14 protein-coding genes are annotated in these 17522 nt (G+C 71.0%); 6 read left to right on the forward strand and 8 right to left on the reverse strand.

All coding sequences use genetic code 11. The features are described 5' to 3' along the window. Positions 1-24: 24 nt before the first annotated feature. Positions 25-1278 (forward strand): dipeptidase, encoded by a 1254-nt coding sequence (locus tag IF04_RS0132090; protein ID WP_051831762.1) that lies wholly within the window; start codon positions 25-27, stop codon positions 1276-1278. A gap of 82 nt (positions 1279-1360) precedes the next feature. On the opposite strand, the gene IF04_RS0132095 is transcribed toward IF04_RS0132090, so the two are convergent. Further along, positions 1361-1729 (reverse strand): VOC family protein, encoded by a 369-nt coding sequence (locus IF04_RS0132095; RefSeq protein WP_030265967.1) that lies wholly within the window; start codon positions 1727-1729, stop codon positions 1361-1363. A 74-nt stretch (positions 1730-1803) separates the two neighbouring features. Between IF04_RS0132095 and IF04_RS0132100 the strand changes: the two genes are divergently transcribed. Then, complete coding sequence (locus IF04_RS0132100) at positions 1804-2352, forward strand: CGNR zinc finger domain-containing protein (RefSeq protein WP_030265970.1); 549 nt, start codon at positions 1804-1806, stop codon at positions 2350-2352. On the opposite strand, the gene IF04_RS0132105 is transcribed toward IF04_RS0132100, so the two are convergent. Continuing rightward, on the reverse strand, positions 2349-3689 hold the full coding sequence (locus IF04_RS0132105) for a UDP-glucose dehydrogenase family protein (protein ID WP_030265973.1): 1341 nt from the start codon (positions 3687-3689) through the stop codon (positions 2349-2351). The two genes, IF04_RS0132100 and IF04_RS0132105, sit on opposite strands and share 4 nt — an antisense overlap. Before the next feature lie 178 nt (positions 3690-3867). Between IF04_RS0132105 and IF04_RS0132110 the strand changes: the two genes are divergently transcribed. Continuing rightward, on the forward strand, positions 3868-5040 hold the full coding sequence (locus IF04_RS0132110) for an acyl-CoA dehydrogenase family protein (RefSeq protein ID WP_030265975.1): 1173 nt from the start codon (positions 3868-3870) through the stop codon (positions 5038-5040). 75 nt (positions 5041-5115) lie between these two features. Here IF04_RS0132110 and IF04_RS0132115 read toward each other — a convergent pair whose 3' ends face one another. Then, positions 5116-6405 carry an LCP family protein gene (locus IF04_RS0132115; RefSeq protein ID WP_030265978.1) on the reverse strand — a complete coding sequence of 430 codons (1290 nt, stop codon included), beginning with the start codon at positions 6403-6405 and terminating at the stop codon, positions 5116-5118. A 277-nt stretch (positions 6406-6682) separates the two neighbouring features. Between IF04_RS0132115 and IF04_RS0132120 the strand changes: the two genes are divergently transcribed. Further along, the gene (locus IF04_RS0132120; RefSeq protein WP_030265980.1) at positions 6683-7237 is read left to right on the forward strand and encodes an acyl-CoA thioesterase; all 555 of its coding nucleotides are present in this window, start codon (positions 6683-6685) and stop codon (positions 7235-7237) included. Positions 7238-7254: 17 nt separating this feature from the next. On the opposite strand, the gene IF04_RS0132125 is transcribed toward IF04_RS0132120, so the two are convergent. After that, complete coding sequence (locus IF04_RS0132125) at positions 7255-8697, reverse strand: LCP family protein (RefSeq protein ID WP_078601065.1); 1443 nt, start codon at positions 8695-8697, stop codon at positions 7255-7257. Between the two features lie 142 nt (positions 8698-8839). On the opposite strand from IF04_RS0132125, the gene IF04_RS0132130 reads away from it, so the two are divergent. Beyond that, positions 8840-9886 carry a glycosyltransferase family 2 protein gene (locus IF04_RS0132130; RefSeq protein WP_030265987.1) on the forward strand — a complete coding sequence of 349 codons (1047 nt, stop codon included), beginning with the start codon at positions 8840-8842 and terminating at the stop codon, positions 9884-9886. 70 nt (positions 9887-9956) lie between these two features. Here IF04_RS0132130 and IF04_RS0132135 read toward each other — a convergent pair whose 3' ends face one another. The 4 genes from IF04_RS0132135 to IF04_RS0132150 form a co-directional block, all read right to left on the reverse strand. Next, positions 9957-11606, reverse strand: a complete 1650-nt coding sequence (locus IF04_RS0132135) for an LCP family protein (RefSeq protein WP_030265989.1) — start codon at positions 11604-11606, stop codon at positions 9957-9959. A 100-nt stretch (positions 11607-11706) separates the two neighbouring features. Then, positions 11707-13467 (reverse strand): LCP family protein, encoded by a 1761-nt coding sequence (locus tag IF04_RS0132140; protein ID WP_030265992.1) that lies wholly within the window; start codon positions 13465-13467, stop codon positions 11707-11709. A gap of 218 nt (positions 13468-13685) precedes the next feature. Then, positions 13686-14945: an LCP family protein gene (locus IF04_RS0132145; RefSeq protein WP_425428480.1), complete on the reverse strand. Its 1260-nt coding sequence runs from the start codon at positions 14943-14945 to the stop codon at positions 13686-13688. 222 nt (positions 14946-15167) lie between these two features. Continuing rightward, positions 15168-15920 (reverse strand): TIGR03089 family protein, encoded by a 753-nt coding sequence (locus IF04_RS0132150; RefSeq protein ID WP_030266000.1) that lies wholly within the window; start codon positions 15918-15920, stop codon positions 15168-15170. Positions 15921-16038: 118 nt separating this feature from the next. Here IF04_RS0132150 and IF04_RS0132155 point away from each other — a divergent pair, with 118 nt between their 5' ends. Then, a complete protein-coding gene (locus IF04_RS0132155) occupies positions 16039-17397 on the forward strand; it encodes a peptidoglycan recognition protein family protein (protein ID WP_030266003.1) in 1359 nt (452 codons plus the stop codon). Positions 17398-17522: the final 125 nt, after the last annotated feature.

The raw sequence follows: 17522 nt of genomic DNA on the forward strand, positions 1-17522 counted from the left end.
GCCACCGATCCAGGAGTTCCGACCATGGCCGACCTCGCCCCCGATCTGGAAGCCGCAGACCTCACCGGTGCCGCCGGGGATCTCGGCGCCGCCGAGGACGCCCACTCCCCCTACGGATCAATCGGGCGCCCCGCCGACCCCCCGCTGCGCCGCGACCCGCTCTCCCGCGCGCAGGCGCTGCTCGCCGCGCACCCCGTCTTCGACGGCCACAACGCCCTGCCCTGGGCGCTGCGGCTGCACCACGGCGACGACCTGACGCCGGGTCACTACTACGACCTCGACTACGGCGAACCCGCCGTCAGTACCGACATCCCCCGGCTGCGGCAGGGCCGCGTCGGCGCACAGTTCTGGTCCGTGCAGGTGCCCACCGCGCTCAGCGGTGACCACGCCATCAGCGCCACGCTCGAACAGATCGACTTCGTGCACCAGCTGGTGCGCGCCTACCCCGAAGCGCTGCGCCTGGCGATGACCGCCGACGACGTCACCGAGTGCCGCAACCGCGGCCGCATCGCCTGCCTGCTCGGCTCGGCCGGCGGCCAGATCATCGACAGCTCGCTCGGCGCGCTGCGCGCCCTGCACACCCTGGGCGTGCGCTCGATGCTGCTCACGCCGGACCGCAATACTCCGTGGGCGGACGCGGCGGCCGACACCCCGTGCGCGGGCGGCCTCACCGCTTTCGGCGAGGAGGTGGTCCGGGAGATGAACCGCCTCGGGATGCTCATCGACCTCTCGTACGCCTCGGTCGACACGATGCGCCACACGCTGGCCATCACCAAGGCGCCGGTCTTCCTGAACCGTTCCGCCGCCCGGAACCTGACGAACCACCGGCACAACGTGCCCGACGACGTGCTCGCGCAGCTCCCCCGCAACGGCGGGATCTGCATGGTCACCTTCGCCCCGCAGCGGGTCACCGGGCCGGTGGGCGCGGCGACCGTGGAGGACGTCGCCGACCACCTCGATCACGTACGGAACGTGGCGGGGGCGCGGCACGTCGGCCTCGGCGGCGGTTTCGACACCGATCCGGCGGACGGGCGGCCGGAGGGCCTGGAGGATGTCTCCGGCTACCCGCGGCTGCTCGCCGAACTGATCACCCGCGGTTGGTCCTTCTCCGATCTGGCCGGGCTGACCTGGGGCAATGCCCTGCGCGCGATGCGCGGCGCGGAGTTCGCCGCGCGCGAGGCCCGGCACCGCCGCGGGCCGTCCACGGCGACCATCGACCGGCTGGACCGGGCGGACCGGCGGGACCGGATGACGCGGTTGCACTGGGCCTGGACCTGAGCCGCCGTACGGATGATCTCCTTACGGATGAGGGGCGGGCGGGAGACCCCGCCCGCCCCTTCCCCGCGCCCTTACTCGGTACTCAGTGCAGGCACAGACAGAACGGGTGCCCCTCCGGGTCGAGGTAGACCCGGAAGTCGCGCTTGCCCTCGTCGTGCTGGACCAGCTTCGCGCCGAGCTCCAGCGCCTCGCGCTCGGCCTCCTCGATCCGGTCCCGCGGCACCCGGAAGTCCAGGTGCAGCTGCTGGGACCGCTCACCGCTGGGCCAGTCCGGCGGCACCAGGTCGGGCGCCGTCTGGAACGCGAGCATCCGCCCCTGGGGCCCTGCCACCTCGATCCAGTCGCCCTCCAGCTCGCCCACCTGCCAGCCGAGCAGACCGGCGTAGAACTCGGCGAGGGCCTGCGGGTCGCGGGCGTCGAGCACGACGACGCCGTACTGAGCGATGGCCATGGTGTTACCTCCTGCGACGGTGTAGCGGTAACTTCGTTACTGAATAATGGCCCTCAACAGGTAACGTGGCAAGGGTGGCCGACCGTAGCGCGCCGCCTTCCCTGGCTCTGGTCCAGGAGCTGGCGAACACCCTGGACATCGAGAGCGGGCAGGACGCGCTGGCCGCGCCCGGCGGCCTCGCCGCCTTCCTGCGCGACCACGGGTTGCCGCCGGCTCCCGCCGGGAAACGTGAACTCTCCGCCGTTCAGTGGCTGCGCGAGGCGCTGCGCGCGGCCTGTCTGGCCCACACGGGGGCCGATCTCTCCGCCGACACCGAGCGCACGCTGCGCACGCTGCTCGCCGAGGCGCCACTCGTCCTCGCGATCGACGCGCAGGGCGACGCCGCGCTGCGCCCCGCGCCCGGACTCACCGGCGTCGCCGCACTGACCGCCCGTATCGCCGCCGGCATCGCGACGGCCGCAGCGGACGGCACCTGGCCCCGGCTCAAGGCATGCGAGGACCACGGCTGCCAGTGGGTGTTCTACGACCGCAGCCCGGCCGGCCGCAGCCGCTGGTGCTCCATGGCGGTCTGCGGCAGCCGGGCCAAGATGCGTACGTACAGAGCCCGAAAGGCTCAGGGCTAGGCGCGAGGGCGGCCCAGCGCTCGGTACGTCCAGCCGGCCTTGCGCCACAGCTCCGGGTCCAGCGCGTTGCGGCCGTCCAGGATGCGGCGGTGCGTCGCCACCTCGCCCAGCGTCGCCGGGTCCAGCTCGCGGAACTCCCGCCACTCGGTCAGGTGCAGCACGACGTCGGCGCCGCGCGCGGCGTCCAGCGCGGTCGGCGCGTACCCCAGCGTCGGGAAGACCCGGCGGGCGTTCTCCATGCCCTTGGGGTCGTACACGGTGACCTGGCCGCCCTGGAGGTGGATCTGGCCCGCGACGTTCAGCGCGGGGGAGTCCCGTACGTCGTCGGAGTCCGGCTTGAACGTCGCGCCGAGTACGGCGACCCGCTTGCCGAGGAAGCCGCCGCCGACCGCCTCGCGCGCCAGCTCCACCATGTGGCCGCGGCGGCGCATGTTGATCGAGTCGATCTCGCGGAGGAAGGTCAGCGCCTGGTCGGCGCCGAGCTCGCCGGCGCGGGCCATGAAGGCACGCAGGTCCTTCGGCAGGCAGCCGCCGCCGAAGCCGACCCCGGCGCGCAGGAACTTCTTGCCGATCCGCTCGTCGTGGCCGATGGCCTCGGCCAGCTTCACCACGTCACCGTCGGCGGCCTCGCAGATCTCCGCCATCGCGTTGATGAAGGAGATCTTGGTCGCCAGGAAGGAGTTGGCGGCCGTCTTGACCAGCTCGGCGGTCGGGTAGTCCATCACGACCCACGGCGAGCCCTCGGCCAGCGGCGTGGCGTACACCTCGCGCAGCAGCGACTCGGCGCGCTCGCTCGCGACACCCACCACGAGCCGGTCGGGGTGCAGGGTGTCCTGGACCGCGAAGCCCTCGCGCAGGAACTCCGGGTTCCAGGCCAGCTCCGCCTCCTCGCCGGCCGGCGCCAGCTCGGCGAGCCGCTTGGCGAGCCGGGCCGCGCTGCCCACCGGCACGGTGGACTTGCCGACGACCAGCGTGGGCCGCGTGAGGTGCGGCGCGAGCGACTCGAAGGCGCTGTCCACGTAGGACATGTCACAGGCGTACTCGCCGTGCTTCTGCGGGGTGTTCACGCACACGAAGTGCACGTCGCCGAAGGCGCCGGCCTCTTCCCAGGACGTGGTGAACCGCAGCCGCCCGCTGGAGCCCGGCAGGCCCGCGACGTGCTTGCGCAGCAGCTCCTCCAGGCCCGGCTCGTACAGCGGCACCTCGCCCCGGCCGAGCATCTCGATCTTCTCGGGCACGATGTCGAGCCCCAGCACCTCGAAGCCGAGCTCGGCCATGGCGGCGGCGTGCGTGGCGCCGAGATAGCCGGTGCCGATCACGGTGATCTTGAGGGGCATGGACGCTCCAGGTGCGAACGAAGTCTGTTGCGGGGCCGAGCATAGCTGGGACAAGGGGTGTGGCGATCCGGTCGTTGTCGGCAACCTCACGTACCCCACGGGGTGCTCCGGCTCTAGAATTCGGGGAAACGCGACAGGTTACTTAACGGTAGTTAGCACTCAGGGGAGATGAGAGACCTTGGCGGGAAACGCCGATTTCGATCTGTACCGGCCGGCTGAGGAGCACGACATGCTCCGTGAGTCGGTGCGTGCGCTCGCCGAGGCGAAGATCGCACCGTTCGCCACGCAGGTGGACGAGGAGGCCCGCTTCCCGCAGGAGGCGCTGGACGCCCTGGTCAGCAATGACCTGCACGCGGTGCACGTACCGGAGTCCTACGGCGGCGCCGGCGCGGACGCGCTCGCCACCGTCATCGTCATCGAGGAGGTGGCCCGCGTCTGCGCGTCCTCCTCCCTGATCCCCGCCGTGAACAAGCTGGGCTCGCTGCCGGTGATCCTCTCCGGCTCCGAGGAGCTGAAGAAGAAGTACCTGGCGCCGCTGGCCAAGGGCGACGCGATGTTCTCGTACTGCCTGAGCGAGCCGGACGCGGGCTCGGACGCGGCCGGCATGAAGACCAAGGCCGTCCGCGAGGGCGACACCTACGTCCTCAACGGCGTCAAGCGCTGGATCACCAACGCGGGCGAGTCCGAGTACTACACGGTGATGGCCGTCACCGACCCGGAGAAGCGCTCCAAGGGCATCTCCGCGTTCGTCGTGGAGAAGGGCGACGAGGGTGTCTCCTTCGGCGCCCCGGAGAAGAAGCTCGGTATCAAGGGCTCGCCGACCCGCGAGGTCTACCTCGACAACGTGCGCATCCCCGCCGACCGCATGATCGGCGCGGAGGGCACCGGCTTCGCGACCGCGATGAAGACCCTGGACCACACCCGCATCACCATCGCGGCCCAGGCCCTCGGCATCGCCCAGGGCGCGCTGGACTACGCCAAGGGGTACGTCCAGGAGCGCAAGCAGTTCGGCAAGCCGATCGGCGACTTCCAGGGCGTGCAGTTCATGCTCGCCGACATGGCCATGAAGCTGGAGGCGGCCCGCCAGCTCACCTACGCGGCCGCCGCCAAGTCCGAGCGGATCTCCGCCGGCGGCAAGGCCGAGGACCTCACCTTCTTCGGCGCCGCCGCCAAGTGCTACGCCTCGGATGCGGCCATGGAGATCACCACCGACGCCGTCCAGCTGCTCGGCGGCTACGGCTACACCCGTGACTACCCGCTGGAGCGCATGATGCGCGACGCGAAGATCACCCAGATCTACGAGGGCACCAACCAGGTCCAGCGCATCGTCATGGCCCGCAACCTGCCGTAACGGCACGGCACAGGGCACACGAGAAGGCCCCGGCTCCTGGGAGGGAGCCGGGGCCTTCTCATGGTCCGGGGCGGGTCACTGGTCCGCGGTGACCGTGACCGGGTCGTCGTTCTTCAGCTCGTTCACCAGCTGCTTGACCTTCGGCATGTCCCACTGGAGGTTGCCGCCGACGCTGCCGGAGGTCGGCATGTTCATCGACTTGCCCTCGCCGCCCTTGCCGGTGACGTCCTTCAGCGCGAAGAACATCTTGCCGAGCGAGTAGGGGCCCATGTCCTCGTCGACGATCAGGGTGTCCAGGCCCGCGCCCATGGCCGGGTAGAGCGCGAAGGGGTTCAGGATCGTGCCCGGCGAGGCCACCTGGTGGGCCAGCGTCGAGAGGAACTTCTGCTGGTTCTTCGTGCGGTCCAGGTCACTGCCGGAGAAGGCGTGCCGGGTACGGACGTACGCCAGGGCCTGCTGGCCGTTCAGGGTCTGCTCGCCGGCCTTGAAGTCGGCGCCGGACCACTTGTCCTTGAAGCCCTTGTCGAGCTTCATGTCGACGCCGCCGATGGCGTCCACGATGTTCGCGAAGCCGGCGAAGCCGATCTCGGCGTAGTGGTCGATGTGCAGCCCGGTGTTGTACTCCACGGTGCGCACCAGCAGCTGGGGGCCGTCGATGGAGTACGCGGCGTTGAGCTTGTTGGGGCCCATCGCGGGCTGCATCTTGCCGGACTCGGAGCCGCGGAACTCCGGGATCGTGATGTTGGAGTCGCGCGGCAGGGAGATCAGCGTCGGGCCGTTGGACCCGGTGTGCAGGATCATCATCGAGTCGGTGCGCTTGCCCTCCGCGCCACCGGTGTGCAGCCGCTTCTTGTCCTCGGCCGACATCCCCTCGCGGCTGTCGGAGCCGACGATCAGGTAGTTGGTGCCGTCGCCCTCCTCGGGGCGGTCGATCACCTTGCTGAGGTCGACCTCCTTGCGCATCTTGGAGTCGGCCCAGAAGTACGTGCCGACCGACACGACGAGCAGCACCACGACGAGCGTGACCAGGATCCGCTTGATGCGGCGGCCCCAGTGGGGGCGGGGACGGTAGCCGTCGTCGCCGTAACCGCCGCCGCCACCGTGGCCGCCGCCGTAGACCTGGCCGGTGTTGTACCCGTCGTCGTAGCGGCCGCCCCCGTGCCCGCCGTCGCGGCCCGGCTGCGGCGGCACGCCCTGGCGGCGCGGCGACATGCCGGGCGGCAGCGGCGGCTCGTTGTATCCGGCCGTGGGCTCCCGGCGCACCTGTCGCATGGCGCGCGCGCCCTCCGGCTGGGCGCTGCTGCTGCCGCGTCCGTACCGGTTCCTGTCGTCGTCACGGGGGAGCCCGTCGCGCCACTCGTTCATGGAGCAAAGTGTGCCTGCCGGTGCACCTCGCCATACAGGGCGGGGACGGGATCGGACCCCGGCTGTTGCAGAGCTGATGCAAAACGACGCGGCATAAAGGGGAGGGCGCGACGATTGGGCCGCGCGGGACGGGAAGCGAAGATTTGGGACGTGCGGGGCGCACGTTTGCCCGCGATTGCACTTGTAATGGGGCGAAAGGGGAGTAAAGCGGACCGGCTGGTCGGCCTCGTGACCGTCTCGGGCGGAAGGCGTCCGGCGGGGTGCATAGGGTGGACGTATGACCGATCTCGTCACCGACGGCTCGGAGGGCGACCTTCCGGGCAAGCCCACCTCCGTCTCGCGTACGACGCTCAGCCACATCATGGACGCGAGCCACACCAATCTGCTCGGCACCGTCCACGGCGGCGTGATCATGAAGCTGGTGGACGACGCGGCGGGCGCGGTGGCCGGCCGGCACTCCGGCGGCCCCGCCGTCACCGCCTCCATGGACGAGATGGCGTTCCTGGAGCCGGTCCGGGTCGGCGACCTCGTCCATGTGAAGGCGCAGGTCAACTGGACCGGCCGGTCCTCCATGGAGGTCGGCGTACGGGTACTGGCCGAGCGCTGGAACGAGTCCACCCCCGCCCAGCAGGTCGGCTCCGCCTATCTGGTCTTCGCCGCCGTCGACGAGAACGGCAAGCCGCGCCGGGTCCCGCCGGTGATCCCCGAGACCGAGCGCGACAAGCGGCGGTACCAGGAGGCGCAGATCCGCCGCACGCACCGGCTCGCCCGGCGCCGCGCCATCATGGAGCTGCGCGAGCGCCGCGTCGCCGACGGCGTCGACGAGGGCTGAGCCGCACGTCCTGAGCGCTACCGGCACTCCTCCTCGTCCCCCGTGACCGCCGGCACATCGCCGGAGTCGGGCGCGGGGACCTCGGCGCGCACCTTGTGGACGCCCTTGTGGTCGGGGCCGAGGGTGACCCGCAGGAGCGGGCCCTGGCCCGGTACCGCACGCAGCTTCGCGCCGGGCAGCGCGGCGGCCAGCGTCCGTACCGAGCGGTTCCAGCGCGGGTCGTAACTGATCACGGTGCGGTCGGCGGGGGCCGATGCGTTGCGGGGCGTGCCGGTGGTGTCGAAGCCGGTCGCGCGCAGCGCCTTGTCGGCCCGCGCCGCGTGGCCGCGGGTGCGGGTGCCGTTCTCGACCTGTACCCGGATCTCGTCCGGCGCCACGTCCACCACGGTCGCGCGCTCCTTGCGCTTCTTGTGCACGGCCAGCGGGCGGTCGGCGCGGACGGCCGCGAAGAGCTTCTCCGCGCGCTCCTCGTCCCACTTCACCGTCGAGCCGAGGCTCGGCACGGAGTAGCTGATGTCGCTGACGGGGACGGAGGCGAACTCCGAGGAGGCGGGCTTGAAGCCGCGCAGCGCCTGCCCGAGGGCGACCATCTCGCGCGTACCGAAGCCGGCGTCGGCACGCAGCGAGTCCAGCAGGGTCGAGGTGATCCGCTTGAACGTGACCGGGTTCACCAGCGCCCCCGAGTCGGTGATCTTGTGCAGCAGGGCGACCAGGAAGCGCTGCTGGCGCTGCATACGGCCCAGGTCGGAGCCGCCGTCGAGGTGCCGCGCGCGGACGTACTGCAGTGCCTCGCCGCCGTTCAGCTCGCTGGTCCCCTTGGGCAGGTCCAGCCCGGAGTAGCGGTCCCGCAGCGGCCGGGTGCTGCACACCTGCACTCCGCCGACCGCGTCCACGGTCTTCATGAAGCTGGTGAAGTCGACCTCCAGGTAGTGGTCGATGTGCACCCCGGTCATGTGCTCCACGGTGCGGACGGTGAGGTTGGGGCCGCCCTCCGCGTACGCCGCGTTCAGCTTGATCGGGTGGGCCGGCACCGTGCGTCCGGTCTTGTCGTCCTTGCGTTCGGGCGCCTCGACGAAGGAGTCGCGCGGCAGGCTGATCACGCTGGCCCGGTCCCGGGCCGCCGAGAGGTGGACGAGCATGACCGTGTCGGTGCAGTGGCAGGGCTCACCCCCGAGGTGGTACCGCTCCTTCTCCGCCGCCGACAGCCGGTCCCGGCCGTCGGTGCCCGCGACCAGGAAGTTCATCCCGTCCCCGGAGCCGGCCCGGGGCCGCTTGCCCATGTCCTTGAAGGCGTCCACCCGGGAGATGTTCTCGTTGACCCCGGTCACCATCGCGTGGCCGACGCCGCTCGCTGCCAGCAGGACGAGGGAGACGCCGGCGGTCGCCCGCACGATCCACCGCGCTCTCCGGCGCCGCCTGCCGGGCGCGGGGAGCGGGAGGGTGCGGGGCGGCTCGGGCATAGAGGGCACCTCCTCGTAGGCACGGGGAAAGATGACAGTACGTCCGTATGATCGGCTGACTGTCATCACACGCCGCACCGGTCCACCGCGCCACTCGGCTGCCGTGAGTCCCGTACGCCCGTTCGCGGTAACGTGAACTCTGATGAACGCGACCCACGCCACGCCGAGCCGGCACCCCGCAGTCTCCGTGATCATGCCGGTGCTCAATGAGGAACGTCATCTGCGCGACTCCGTGCGCCACATCCTGGAGCAGGAGTACGACGGCGAGATGGAGGTGGTGATCGCGCTCGGGCCGTCCACGGACCGCACCGACGAGATCGCCGCCGAGCTGGTACGGGAGGACCCGCGGGTCCACACCGTGCCCAACCCGACCGGGCGCACGCCCGCTGCGCTGAATGCCGCGATCGAGGCGTCCCGGCACCCCATCGTGGTGCGGGTGGACGGCCACGGCATGCTGTCGCCCAACTACATCGCGACGGCCGTGCGCCTCTTGGAGGAGACCGGCGCGCAGAACGTCGGCGGCATCATGCACGCCGAGGGCGAGAACGCCTGGGAGGAGGCCGTCGCGGCCGCCATGACCTCGAAGATCGGGGTGGGCAACGCGGCCTTCCACACCGGCGGCCAGGCGGGCCCCGCCGAGACCGTCTTCCTGGGGGTCTTCCGGCGCGAGGCGCTGGAGCAGCAGGGCGGGTACAACATCGAGTTCATCCGCGCGCAGGACTGGGAGCTGAACTTCCGTATCCGCGAGGCGGGCGGGCTGATCTGGTTCTCGCCCGAACTGAAGGTGCGGTACCGCCCGCGGCCCAGCGTCAGGGCGCTGGCCAAGCAGTACAAGGACTACGGCAAGTGGCGGCACGTCGTCGCGCGCTACCACTCCGGCTCGATCAACGCCCGTTACCTGGCGCCGCCGACCGCGGTCTGCGCGATCGCCGCGGGCATCGTGGTCGGCGCGGCCGTGACGCCGTGGGGCTTCGTCGTCCCGGGCGCCTACCTCGCGGCCATCGCGGCGGGCTCCGTCCCGGCCGGCAAGGGGCTGTCCCTGAAGGCCCGCGCCCAGATCCCCGTCGCGCTGGCGACCATGCACATGTCGTGGGGCTGGGGCTTCCTGACCAGCCCGCGCTCGCTGGCGAAGAAGGTCATCGCCAGCCGCCGCCCGGCGGTGACGAAGGCCCCGGCGGAGACCGCCTAGCGGTTCTTGCAGACAGCGCGGCGCCCGTGTCCCCCGGGGGACACGGGCGCCGCGCTGTCTGCCGGCGTGCTCACCAGGTGTAGTCCGGGTTCACCTTCATGCACGCCTTCTTGTCCTCGCCGTTGAGGGCGTCCGCGCTTTCCGGGGCCTTCTCCGCCTGCTGCTTCCCGCCGGCCGCCTCCGGATACGCGGTACCGGTACGCCAGTCGTTGCCGACGATCAGCCGGATGCCCTGCGCCGAACTGGACTCCTTCACCGCGCTCTTGGGCAGCCCGAGCGCCTTGGCGACGGCCAGCGCGTCGCCCTCGGCGTCCTGGCCCCCGTACGTGATCGTGGTGTCGGCCTGGGCGATGAGCGTGGCGTCGGTGCCCGCTGACGCATAGCCCAGCGTGGCGAGCTGCCCCTGGATGGCGCTCGCGCGGCCGACCACCGGGCCCTGGATCGCGCCGTTGGTGCCGTTCTGCACGGTGACCTGGAGCTGTTCCTTGGGCGTCGTGGGCTTCGGGTCGGCGGCGGGCTTCTTCTTTTTCTTGTCCTTGCCGTCCAGCGCGGTGTCGTTGCGCAGCATCGCGAAGACCTGCTCGGCTTCGCCCGGCTTCGGCATGACGTAGGACTCGCCGGGGCCGTAGGACCACGGCATGGTCGCCATCGTGATGCGCTTGACCGGTACCCGGTTGAGGTCGCCGCCGAGGTCGTACAGCTTCTTCACGCTGCCGAGGCCCTCGTCGACGGTCAGCGCCTTGGTGGCGGCCTCCGCCAGCGCCTGCAGCTTGCCCGGGTCGGTGAGCTTGGTGCCCGCCTTGAGCTGACGGATCATCGAGTTCATGTACATGTGCTGGGCCTTGGCCCGGCCGATGTCGGTGTTGTCCTCGAAGCCGTAGCGGGTGCGCAGCCACTGGAGCGCCTGGACGCCCTTGATGTTGTGCTCGCCCTTGGTCAGCTTCAGCCCGCTGCCGTGGCCCTTGCTGTCGTGCGAGTAGATGTTCCCGTCGACGCAGACGGGGACCCCGCCCACCGCGTCGGCCATCTGCACCACACCCGCGAAGTCGATCATCATGAAGTGATCGATGTAGATGCCGGTCAGCTCTTTCCAGGTGGCGACCGTGCAGCCCGGACCGCCGTGCTGGAGCGACTGGTTGATGGGCCCGGTGGTCTGCGGGTACTTCTCGCCGGACTTCGGGTCGGTGCACTCGGGGATGGTCACGCGGGTGTCGCGCGGTATCGAGAGCACCGACATGCTGGAGCGGTCGGCGGAGACGTGCAGCAGCATCTGCACGTCCGCCAGCGGCTTGCGGCCCACGTCCGCCTTCGCGCCGCCGAGCTTCACGTTCGCCTTGCTGTTCCGGCTGTCCGAGCCGAGCAGCAGGATGTTCATCGGGGTCTGGCCGAAGGCGTTGGGCTCGGGCTTCTTCAGCCCGCCGCCGCCGAGGTCCAGGATGCCCTTGCGGAGGTTGCCGTTGAGGTGCTCGTAGTACAGGTATCCGGCGCCCGCCGTGCCGAGGACGAGGAGCGCGGCGATGCCGGCGGTCCAGCGCAGGATCCGCCTGCCTCTTCGGCGCCTCCGCCGGCCGTGCCCGCCGGACTCCTCGGGGACGGCCGCACCGCCGTCCCCGCCCCGCCCGTCACTGCGGCCCTCGTACAGGCTGTCGTCCCAGCCCAACTCCTGGGCGTCGGGCTGGTGTCGGCGTGATCGGTCGCCACGCACACTGCTCTGCCGCATCGGCTGCCCCTCCCCGTTTTTCCTTCATCCGGTGGTGCGCTCGGCGGCCTGGCAGGGCGGCCGGTCGGTCTTCTGTTGGTACTGCTGGTCCCGCGCGGTCCTACTTGGCGCAGACGTTCTTGTCGTCGGCGTTGACGTTCTGGACCCCGTCGGGCGCCTTGTCGGGCGCCGCTATCGGCTCCCCGGCGCCGGTGAAGTCCTTGCCGAGGATGAGCTTCATCGGCACCTGGGGCCCGGCGTCGCCGTTCGTCTGCTTCATCGCGGACTTGGGCAGGCCCATCCATTCGGCCAGGGTGGCGGCCTGGCCGGCCTGGTTGGGCGCGTACTCCAGGCGCGTCGTGTCCAGCGTCGTGCCGGCGTTGCCGGCGTTCGTGGTCAGCGGCGCACCCTTGTCGTTCTGCAGCCAGTCGACGGTCTCCTGGGCGGCGCCCAGCGGGCCGCCACCGTTGGAGATGTCGACCCGGACCTCGGCGGCGGGCGCCTTGGTGACCGGCTTGGCCTTCTTCTTGCTCTTTTCCTTCTTCGTCTTGGTCAGAGAGTGATCGGCCTGGACCATCTTGAAGAGCGGAGCGGCCTTGGCCTTGTCCAATATGACGGTCGCGGGGTCGTCAGGGTTGTCCAGAACCGGCACGGTCGCGAAGGTGACGTTCTTGACGTCCACCCGGCTGAGGTCCTTGGCCAGGTCCATCAGCTTGCTCGCGCTGCCGATGCCGGTGTCGACGGTGAGCGCCTTGGTCGCCGCGTTGCTCAGGCTCCACAGCTTGCTGGGGTTGGAGAGCGTGCCGCTGGACTTCATCTTGCGGATCATCGAGCTGAGGAACTGCTGCTGCAGCTCGATCCGGCTCAGGTCACTGCCGAAGCCGACGGTGTGCCGGGTCCGTACGAAGGCCAGCGCCTGCTCGCCCTGGACGACGTGCCGGCCGGCCTTGAGCTTCAGGTGCGACTTGGGGTCGTTGATGTCCTTGCCGGCGCACACCTCGACGCCGCCCACCGCGGTGGACAGCTCCTTGACGGCGTTGAAGTCCGCCATCATGAAGTGATTGATCTTCAGCCCGGTCAGCTTCTCCACGGTCCGCCAGGTGCAGCCCGGGTCCCGGTCCTCCTGGCCGAGGCTGGTGTTGAAGCGCACACCCGTCTCGCCCGGGATCGTCTTCTTGGTCCCGTCCTTCATCGTGGTCGGGCAGTCCGGGATGTCGGTGACCATGTCGCGCGGGATGCTGAGCGCGGTGGCGTTGGTGCGGTCCTCGGAGACGTGCATGAGGATCGTGGTGTCGGCGTGGCCGACGCTGCCCATGTCGCCGTAGCCCTCGTTGCCCTTCCCCTCACGGGCGTCCGTCCCGATGATCAGGATGTTGACCGGGCCGTCGGTGACCGCGTCGTTGTTGATGCCGACGTCGACCTTGGAGATGTTGCCGTCGAGGTGCTGGTAGACGAAGTACGCGCCGGTGCAGCCGGCGACCAGCACGAAGCCCATCACGCCCGCGCCCCAGTACAGCGCCTTCTTCTTTTTCGACGTCTTCGGCTTGGGCTTGCGCCGGCCGGTGCTCGCCGCGGGCGCCGCCGCCGCTGCCGAGCGGTGCCCCGCGCGGCCTCCGGCCCGGCGGTTGCGCTGGGCGGGCAGCTCGCGGGTCGGGGTGTCACGGTCGGAGCCGGCCGTCCGGCCCCGCTCCTGGAGTCGCCGCTCGCGCCGGCTGCTCCCGGCGGCGGTTGCCGAGGGGGCGGCGGCTCTCCGGCCTGCCTGCCTGGGGGCTGACTTTGAGCCAGCGTCCAGTCGCAGTTCGTAGTTGCCGGTGTTCGGGTCGAACACCCACTGATCGGCGGGATCCATGTCCCCCGCCTGCCCACGGCCTTGCGCGTCCACGGTGCTGTGAGTCCTCCGTCGGTGCCACGCGGCGCCTGCCCCCTCAAGGCGCTCGGTCGGTCGGATTGCAGTGCGCGGTCAGCCAGTCGTGCGGACCGGATCGCTCACACTATCCGCCCAGTTCAGCGTCAAGCGACGCCCGTGACAAATTCCACGTCCCTACAACTGGGCAATCCACCCGATACTTTCGTGTCCTTGATCCACCCTTTGCGAGGGTTTTATTGGCAGATGCTCCGATCTGCTGTGGTTCCCCGGAAGGTGGTCGAGGGCCCCGGCGTGGCCGATTCATGATGGCCGGGCTTGTCAGCTTCGTCCCCGCTGTTCGAATGGCCCTTCCCGCGGGCGTCCGTCTGTCCGATGTGCGGGTCCTTGGCCGGGTCGTCGTATTCGGTGGTGTCCGTGTGTTCCGTCGGCGCCGGGCGGACCGCGACCGGCCGGTCGGCACGCAGCCGCGCGAAGAGCCGGCCGGCGTCCGGCTGCACCAGTTCGTCGCGGTTCACGTTGTACGCGTACGCCTGCCGGGGAACGGTCAGGAAGTGGATCTTTTCGGTGGGGATGTCGCGGACGCTGCGCACAAGATTGAACAGGTCCTTCAGGGACGCAAGCCCCTCGTCGGTGGTGAGGGAGCTCGTCGCGGCGTCCAGGAGCGGGTACAGGCGCGTGGGATTGAGCAGTACGCCGTTGCCCTGCACCTTCTTCACCAGCGCCGCCAGGAACTGCTGCTGCCGCTCGATCCGCTGAGTGTCGCTGCCGTTGCCCAGCGACTTGCGGGTCCGCACGTACCCCAGCGCCTGCTCGCCGCGGAGCAGATGACGGCCCGCCGCGAGGTTCAGATGCGCGTCCTGGTCGGCGACGGCCTGCGGCAGACAGACCTCCACGCCGTCCACCGCGTCCACCATCTTCTTGAAGCCGGTGAAGTCCAGGATCATGTGGTGATCGATGCGGATGTCGGTCATCCGCTCCACCGTGCGGATCGTGCAGGCCGGCCCCGCCGCCTCGAAGGCGTAGTTGAACTGGGTGAACAGCGGCTGCGTACGGCTGCCGTCCGGCTTCGTGCACTGCGGCACCTGCGCCATCAGGTCACGCGGAATGCTGACCGCCGTCGCGCTCTTCCGGTCCGCCGCCAGGTGCAGCAGGATCGTGGTGTCGGAGCGCTGGGTGCCGTCGTCGGCGCCGTACTTGCGGTTGCCGCCGCCGCGGTTGTCCGAGCCGATCAGCAGGATGTTCTGCACGTTCGTCGCCGAGGCGGGCGGCCGCTCCGCCTCGTACTCGCGCAGCTGGGCCGCGGTGTCGGAGTCGGCCGTGATGTTCCCGTTGAGCTTGTCGTACGCCAGCCAGCCGACGGCCGCCGTGCCCAGCACGGCGGCGCCGCCGCCCAGCGCGGTCCAGCGCAGCCACCGCCGCCGGGGCCGGTCGTGACCGTCCGCCGGTTCGTTGCAGCGCTGCAGTTCTTCGGGGATCTCCGGCCTGTCGTCCACGGCTGCGTCCACCCCTCGCGCGTCGGCCGCACGGGATGCGGCCGTCTCACTCGGTGCCGCGGTCCGGGTGACGTGCCCGGGCCCCGGTACTCAGGCAGACGGCCGAGTCCCGCGCAGGGTTGTACCTCCCCACGATCATCGACCGCACGGCACGGATCGGCCCCTGCAGAGGGCGCCGGCTGGGCCGGTCGGGCGACGGACGCGAACTGCCTGGCAGCGGACTCAGGCCGCGGCGGGCGCCAGGAGCGTGACCTGCTCGGCCTCCTTGCGCCTGGCCAGCCCGTCCTCGTCGAGCCGGTCGGCGTTGCGGCACAGGACGACCGAGCCGCCGGTCGCCAGTGGTGCGTACAGCCCGTACGCCAGCCCGTCCCACGTCCCGTACGGCAGGGTGGAGAGCACGCGCTGCCGCTCGGGCAGCTGCGCCAGCTCCACGGCCGCCGCGCCGATCTCCGCGCCGGTGAACTCGCGGCCGTCCACGGCGAGCGCGGGCGCGTGCGGATCGACCGGCACGTACGGCGCGAAGCGGTCGCCCTGGCCCGGCACCTCCGCGGCGTAGTCGGCGAAGCCGGCCGGCGGCTCGGGGAAGCGGCCGCCCAGCGGGCGCAGCGCGAGCGCCACCCGCTCCCCGGAGCAGGCGCGCGCCGCCTCCAGGGTGTCCGGGCCGCTGACGGCGATGTCCGCCGCCGCCGGGTCGCCGCCGACGTCGGCGATCACTCCGACGGACGAGCAGGCCACCAGCCAGACGGCGGTCTGCCAGTGCGCCGGCAGCAGCAGCGCGAGCCGGTCGCCCGGCTCGGCGGACAGCTCGTCCTGGAGGTAGTTGGCGGTCTTGGCCACCCAATTGGCGAAGGTGGCGACGGACAGTTCGACGCGCTCGCCGGTGGCGTCGTCGTAGAAGGTCACGAGCGGCCGCGCGGGGTCCGAGGACAGCGCGGATCCCAGCAGGTCGGCGGGGGTTCGGTCGGTGGCGTTCATCCCCGGAAGCCTACGCGGGCCGCCTGCCGCCGTACGGCCTGCCCGGAGCTCCCGCCGCGCCGATGAGGCGTCAGATGCCAAATGGCGGATTTGCCCTACTACGTACAGCATCGCAGTCATGCGTGCCTTTGTTGCCACTTCGCTCGGCGCCGCGACCTTCGCGGCCCTCGTCGTACCGCTCGCGCTGCCGGCCGGAGCGAACCCCGCCCCGGCCCCCGCAGCCGCCGCTCCCGGGGCCGCCGCGGCGGACGTTCCCGGCAGCACCCAGTCCCTGCCGCTCGTCCGGCTCGGCGACCGCGACCGGGTACTGCCCGGCGGGCACTCGGGCCGGGCCGGCAAGGCCGCGCCCCTGGGGATGCCCGTCAAGGTCGTACGGCCCTTCTCGCTCGTCGGCGTCGTCTGGAGCGACGCCGAGGCCGAGCTGCACGGCCAGCCGCAGGTCCGCACCCGCGCCACCGGCAGCCACCGGTGGGGTGCCTGGCAGGACGTGCAGACCCACTACGACGACGCACCCGACCTGGACGCCCCCGAACGCCGCGGCGACAAGCCGCGCGGCGGCACGGCCCCGCTGTGGGTGGGCGACTCCGACGCCGTACAGATGCGGATCGCCCCGGAGCAGGGCCGGCAGGCCGTGACCGAACTGCCCGACGGGATGCGCCTGGAGCTGGTCGACCCCGGCCGCCCCGCCAAGCCGCGCGATCCCGCGCCGAACGCCGCCGAGGGACAGGAGGCGGCGGACAGCGCGGAGGCCAACGCCGGACTCGCGCAGCCGGGTGCCGCCGCCATCCCGGCGGCGCCCGCGAACGCCCTGCAGGCCGACCTGGCGGCGGCCGGCGAGGAGCAGCGCGGCCAGGCTCCCCTGGCGCAACCGCAGATCGGGCCGCGGCCACAGATCATCACCCGGATCGGCTGGGGCGCCAACGAGCAGCTCCGGGAGCCGAAGTTCGGGTACACCAAGACCGTCAAGGCGGCCTTCGTGCACCACAGCGCCACCGGCAACGGCTACAGCTGCAACCAGTCCGGGGCCATCGTCCGCGGCATCTACCGGTACCACGTCAAGAGCAACCACTGGCGGGACCTCGGGTACAACTTCCTGATCGACAAGTGCGGCGCGATCTTCGAGGGGCGGGCCGGCGGCGTCGCCAGACCCGTCATCGGCGCCCACACCCTCGGCTTCAACAACGACACCACCGGCATCGCCGTCATCGGCACCTTCGACAAGGCCAAGCCACCGGCCCCCGCGCTCGACGCGCTCGGCAAGCTCACCGCCTGGAAGCTGGGGCTGCACGGCCGCGACCCGAACGGCAAAGCCACCCTGACCTCGGCAGGCAACAACCGTTACAAGAAGGGAACCAAAGTCCGGCTGAATGTCATCTCCGGACACAGGGACGGATATGTGACGAGCTGCCCAGGGGCCGCGCTGTACGGCACACTCGGCTCGGCGCGCACCGCCTCCGCCCGCTTCCAGGGACGCTGAGGGCCCGGGGTCAGCGCCCGTGACCTGCACGGGCGCCCAGGCCGGGCGGCGCCGGAACATCCCGCCTACTGGCGGGTAAGCCCGCTGGCAAAGCGGGCAAACCGTCTGCCTACACTGGTCCGCCG

Origin of the sequence: Streptomyces violens, from assembly GCF_000717745.1 — a bacterium.
Taxonomy (GTDB): Bacteria; Actinomycetota; Actinomycetes; order Streptomycetales; family Streptomycetaceae; genus Streptomyces; species Streptomyces violens.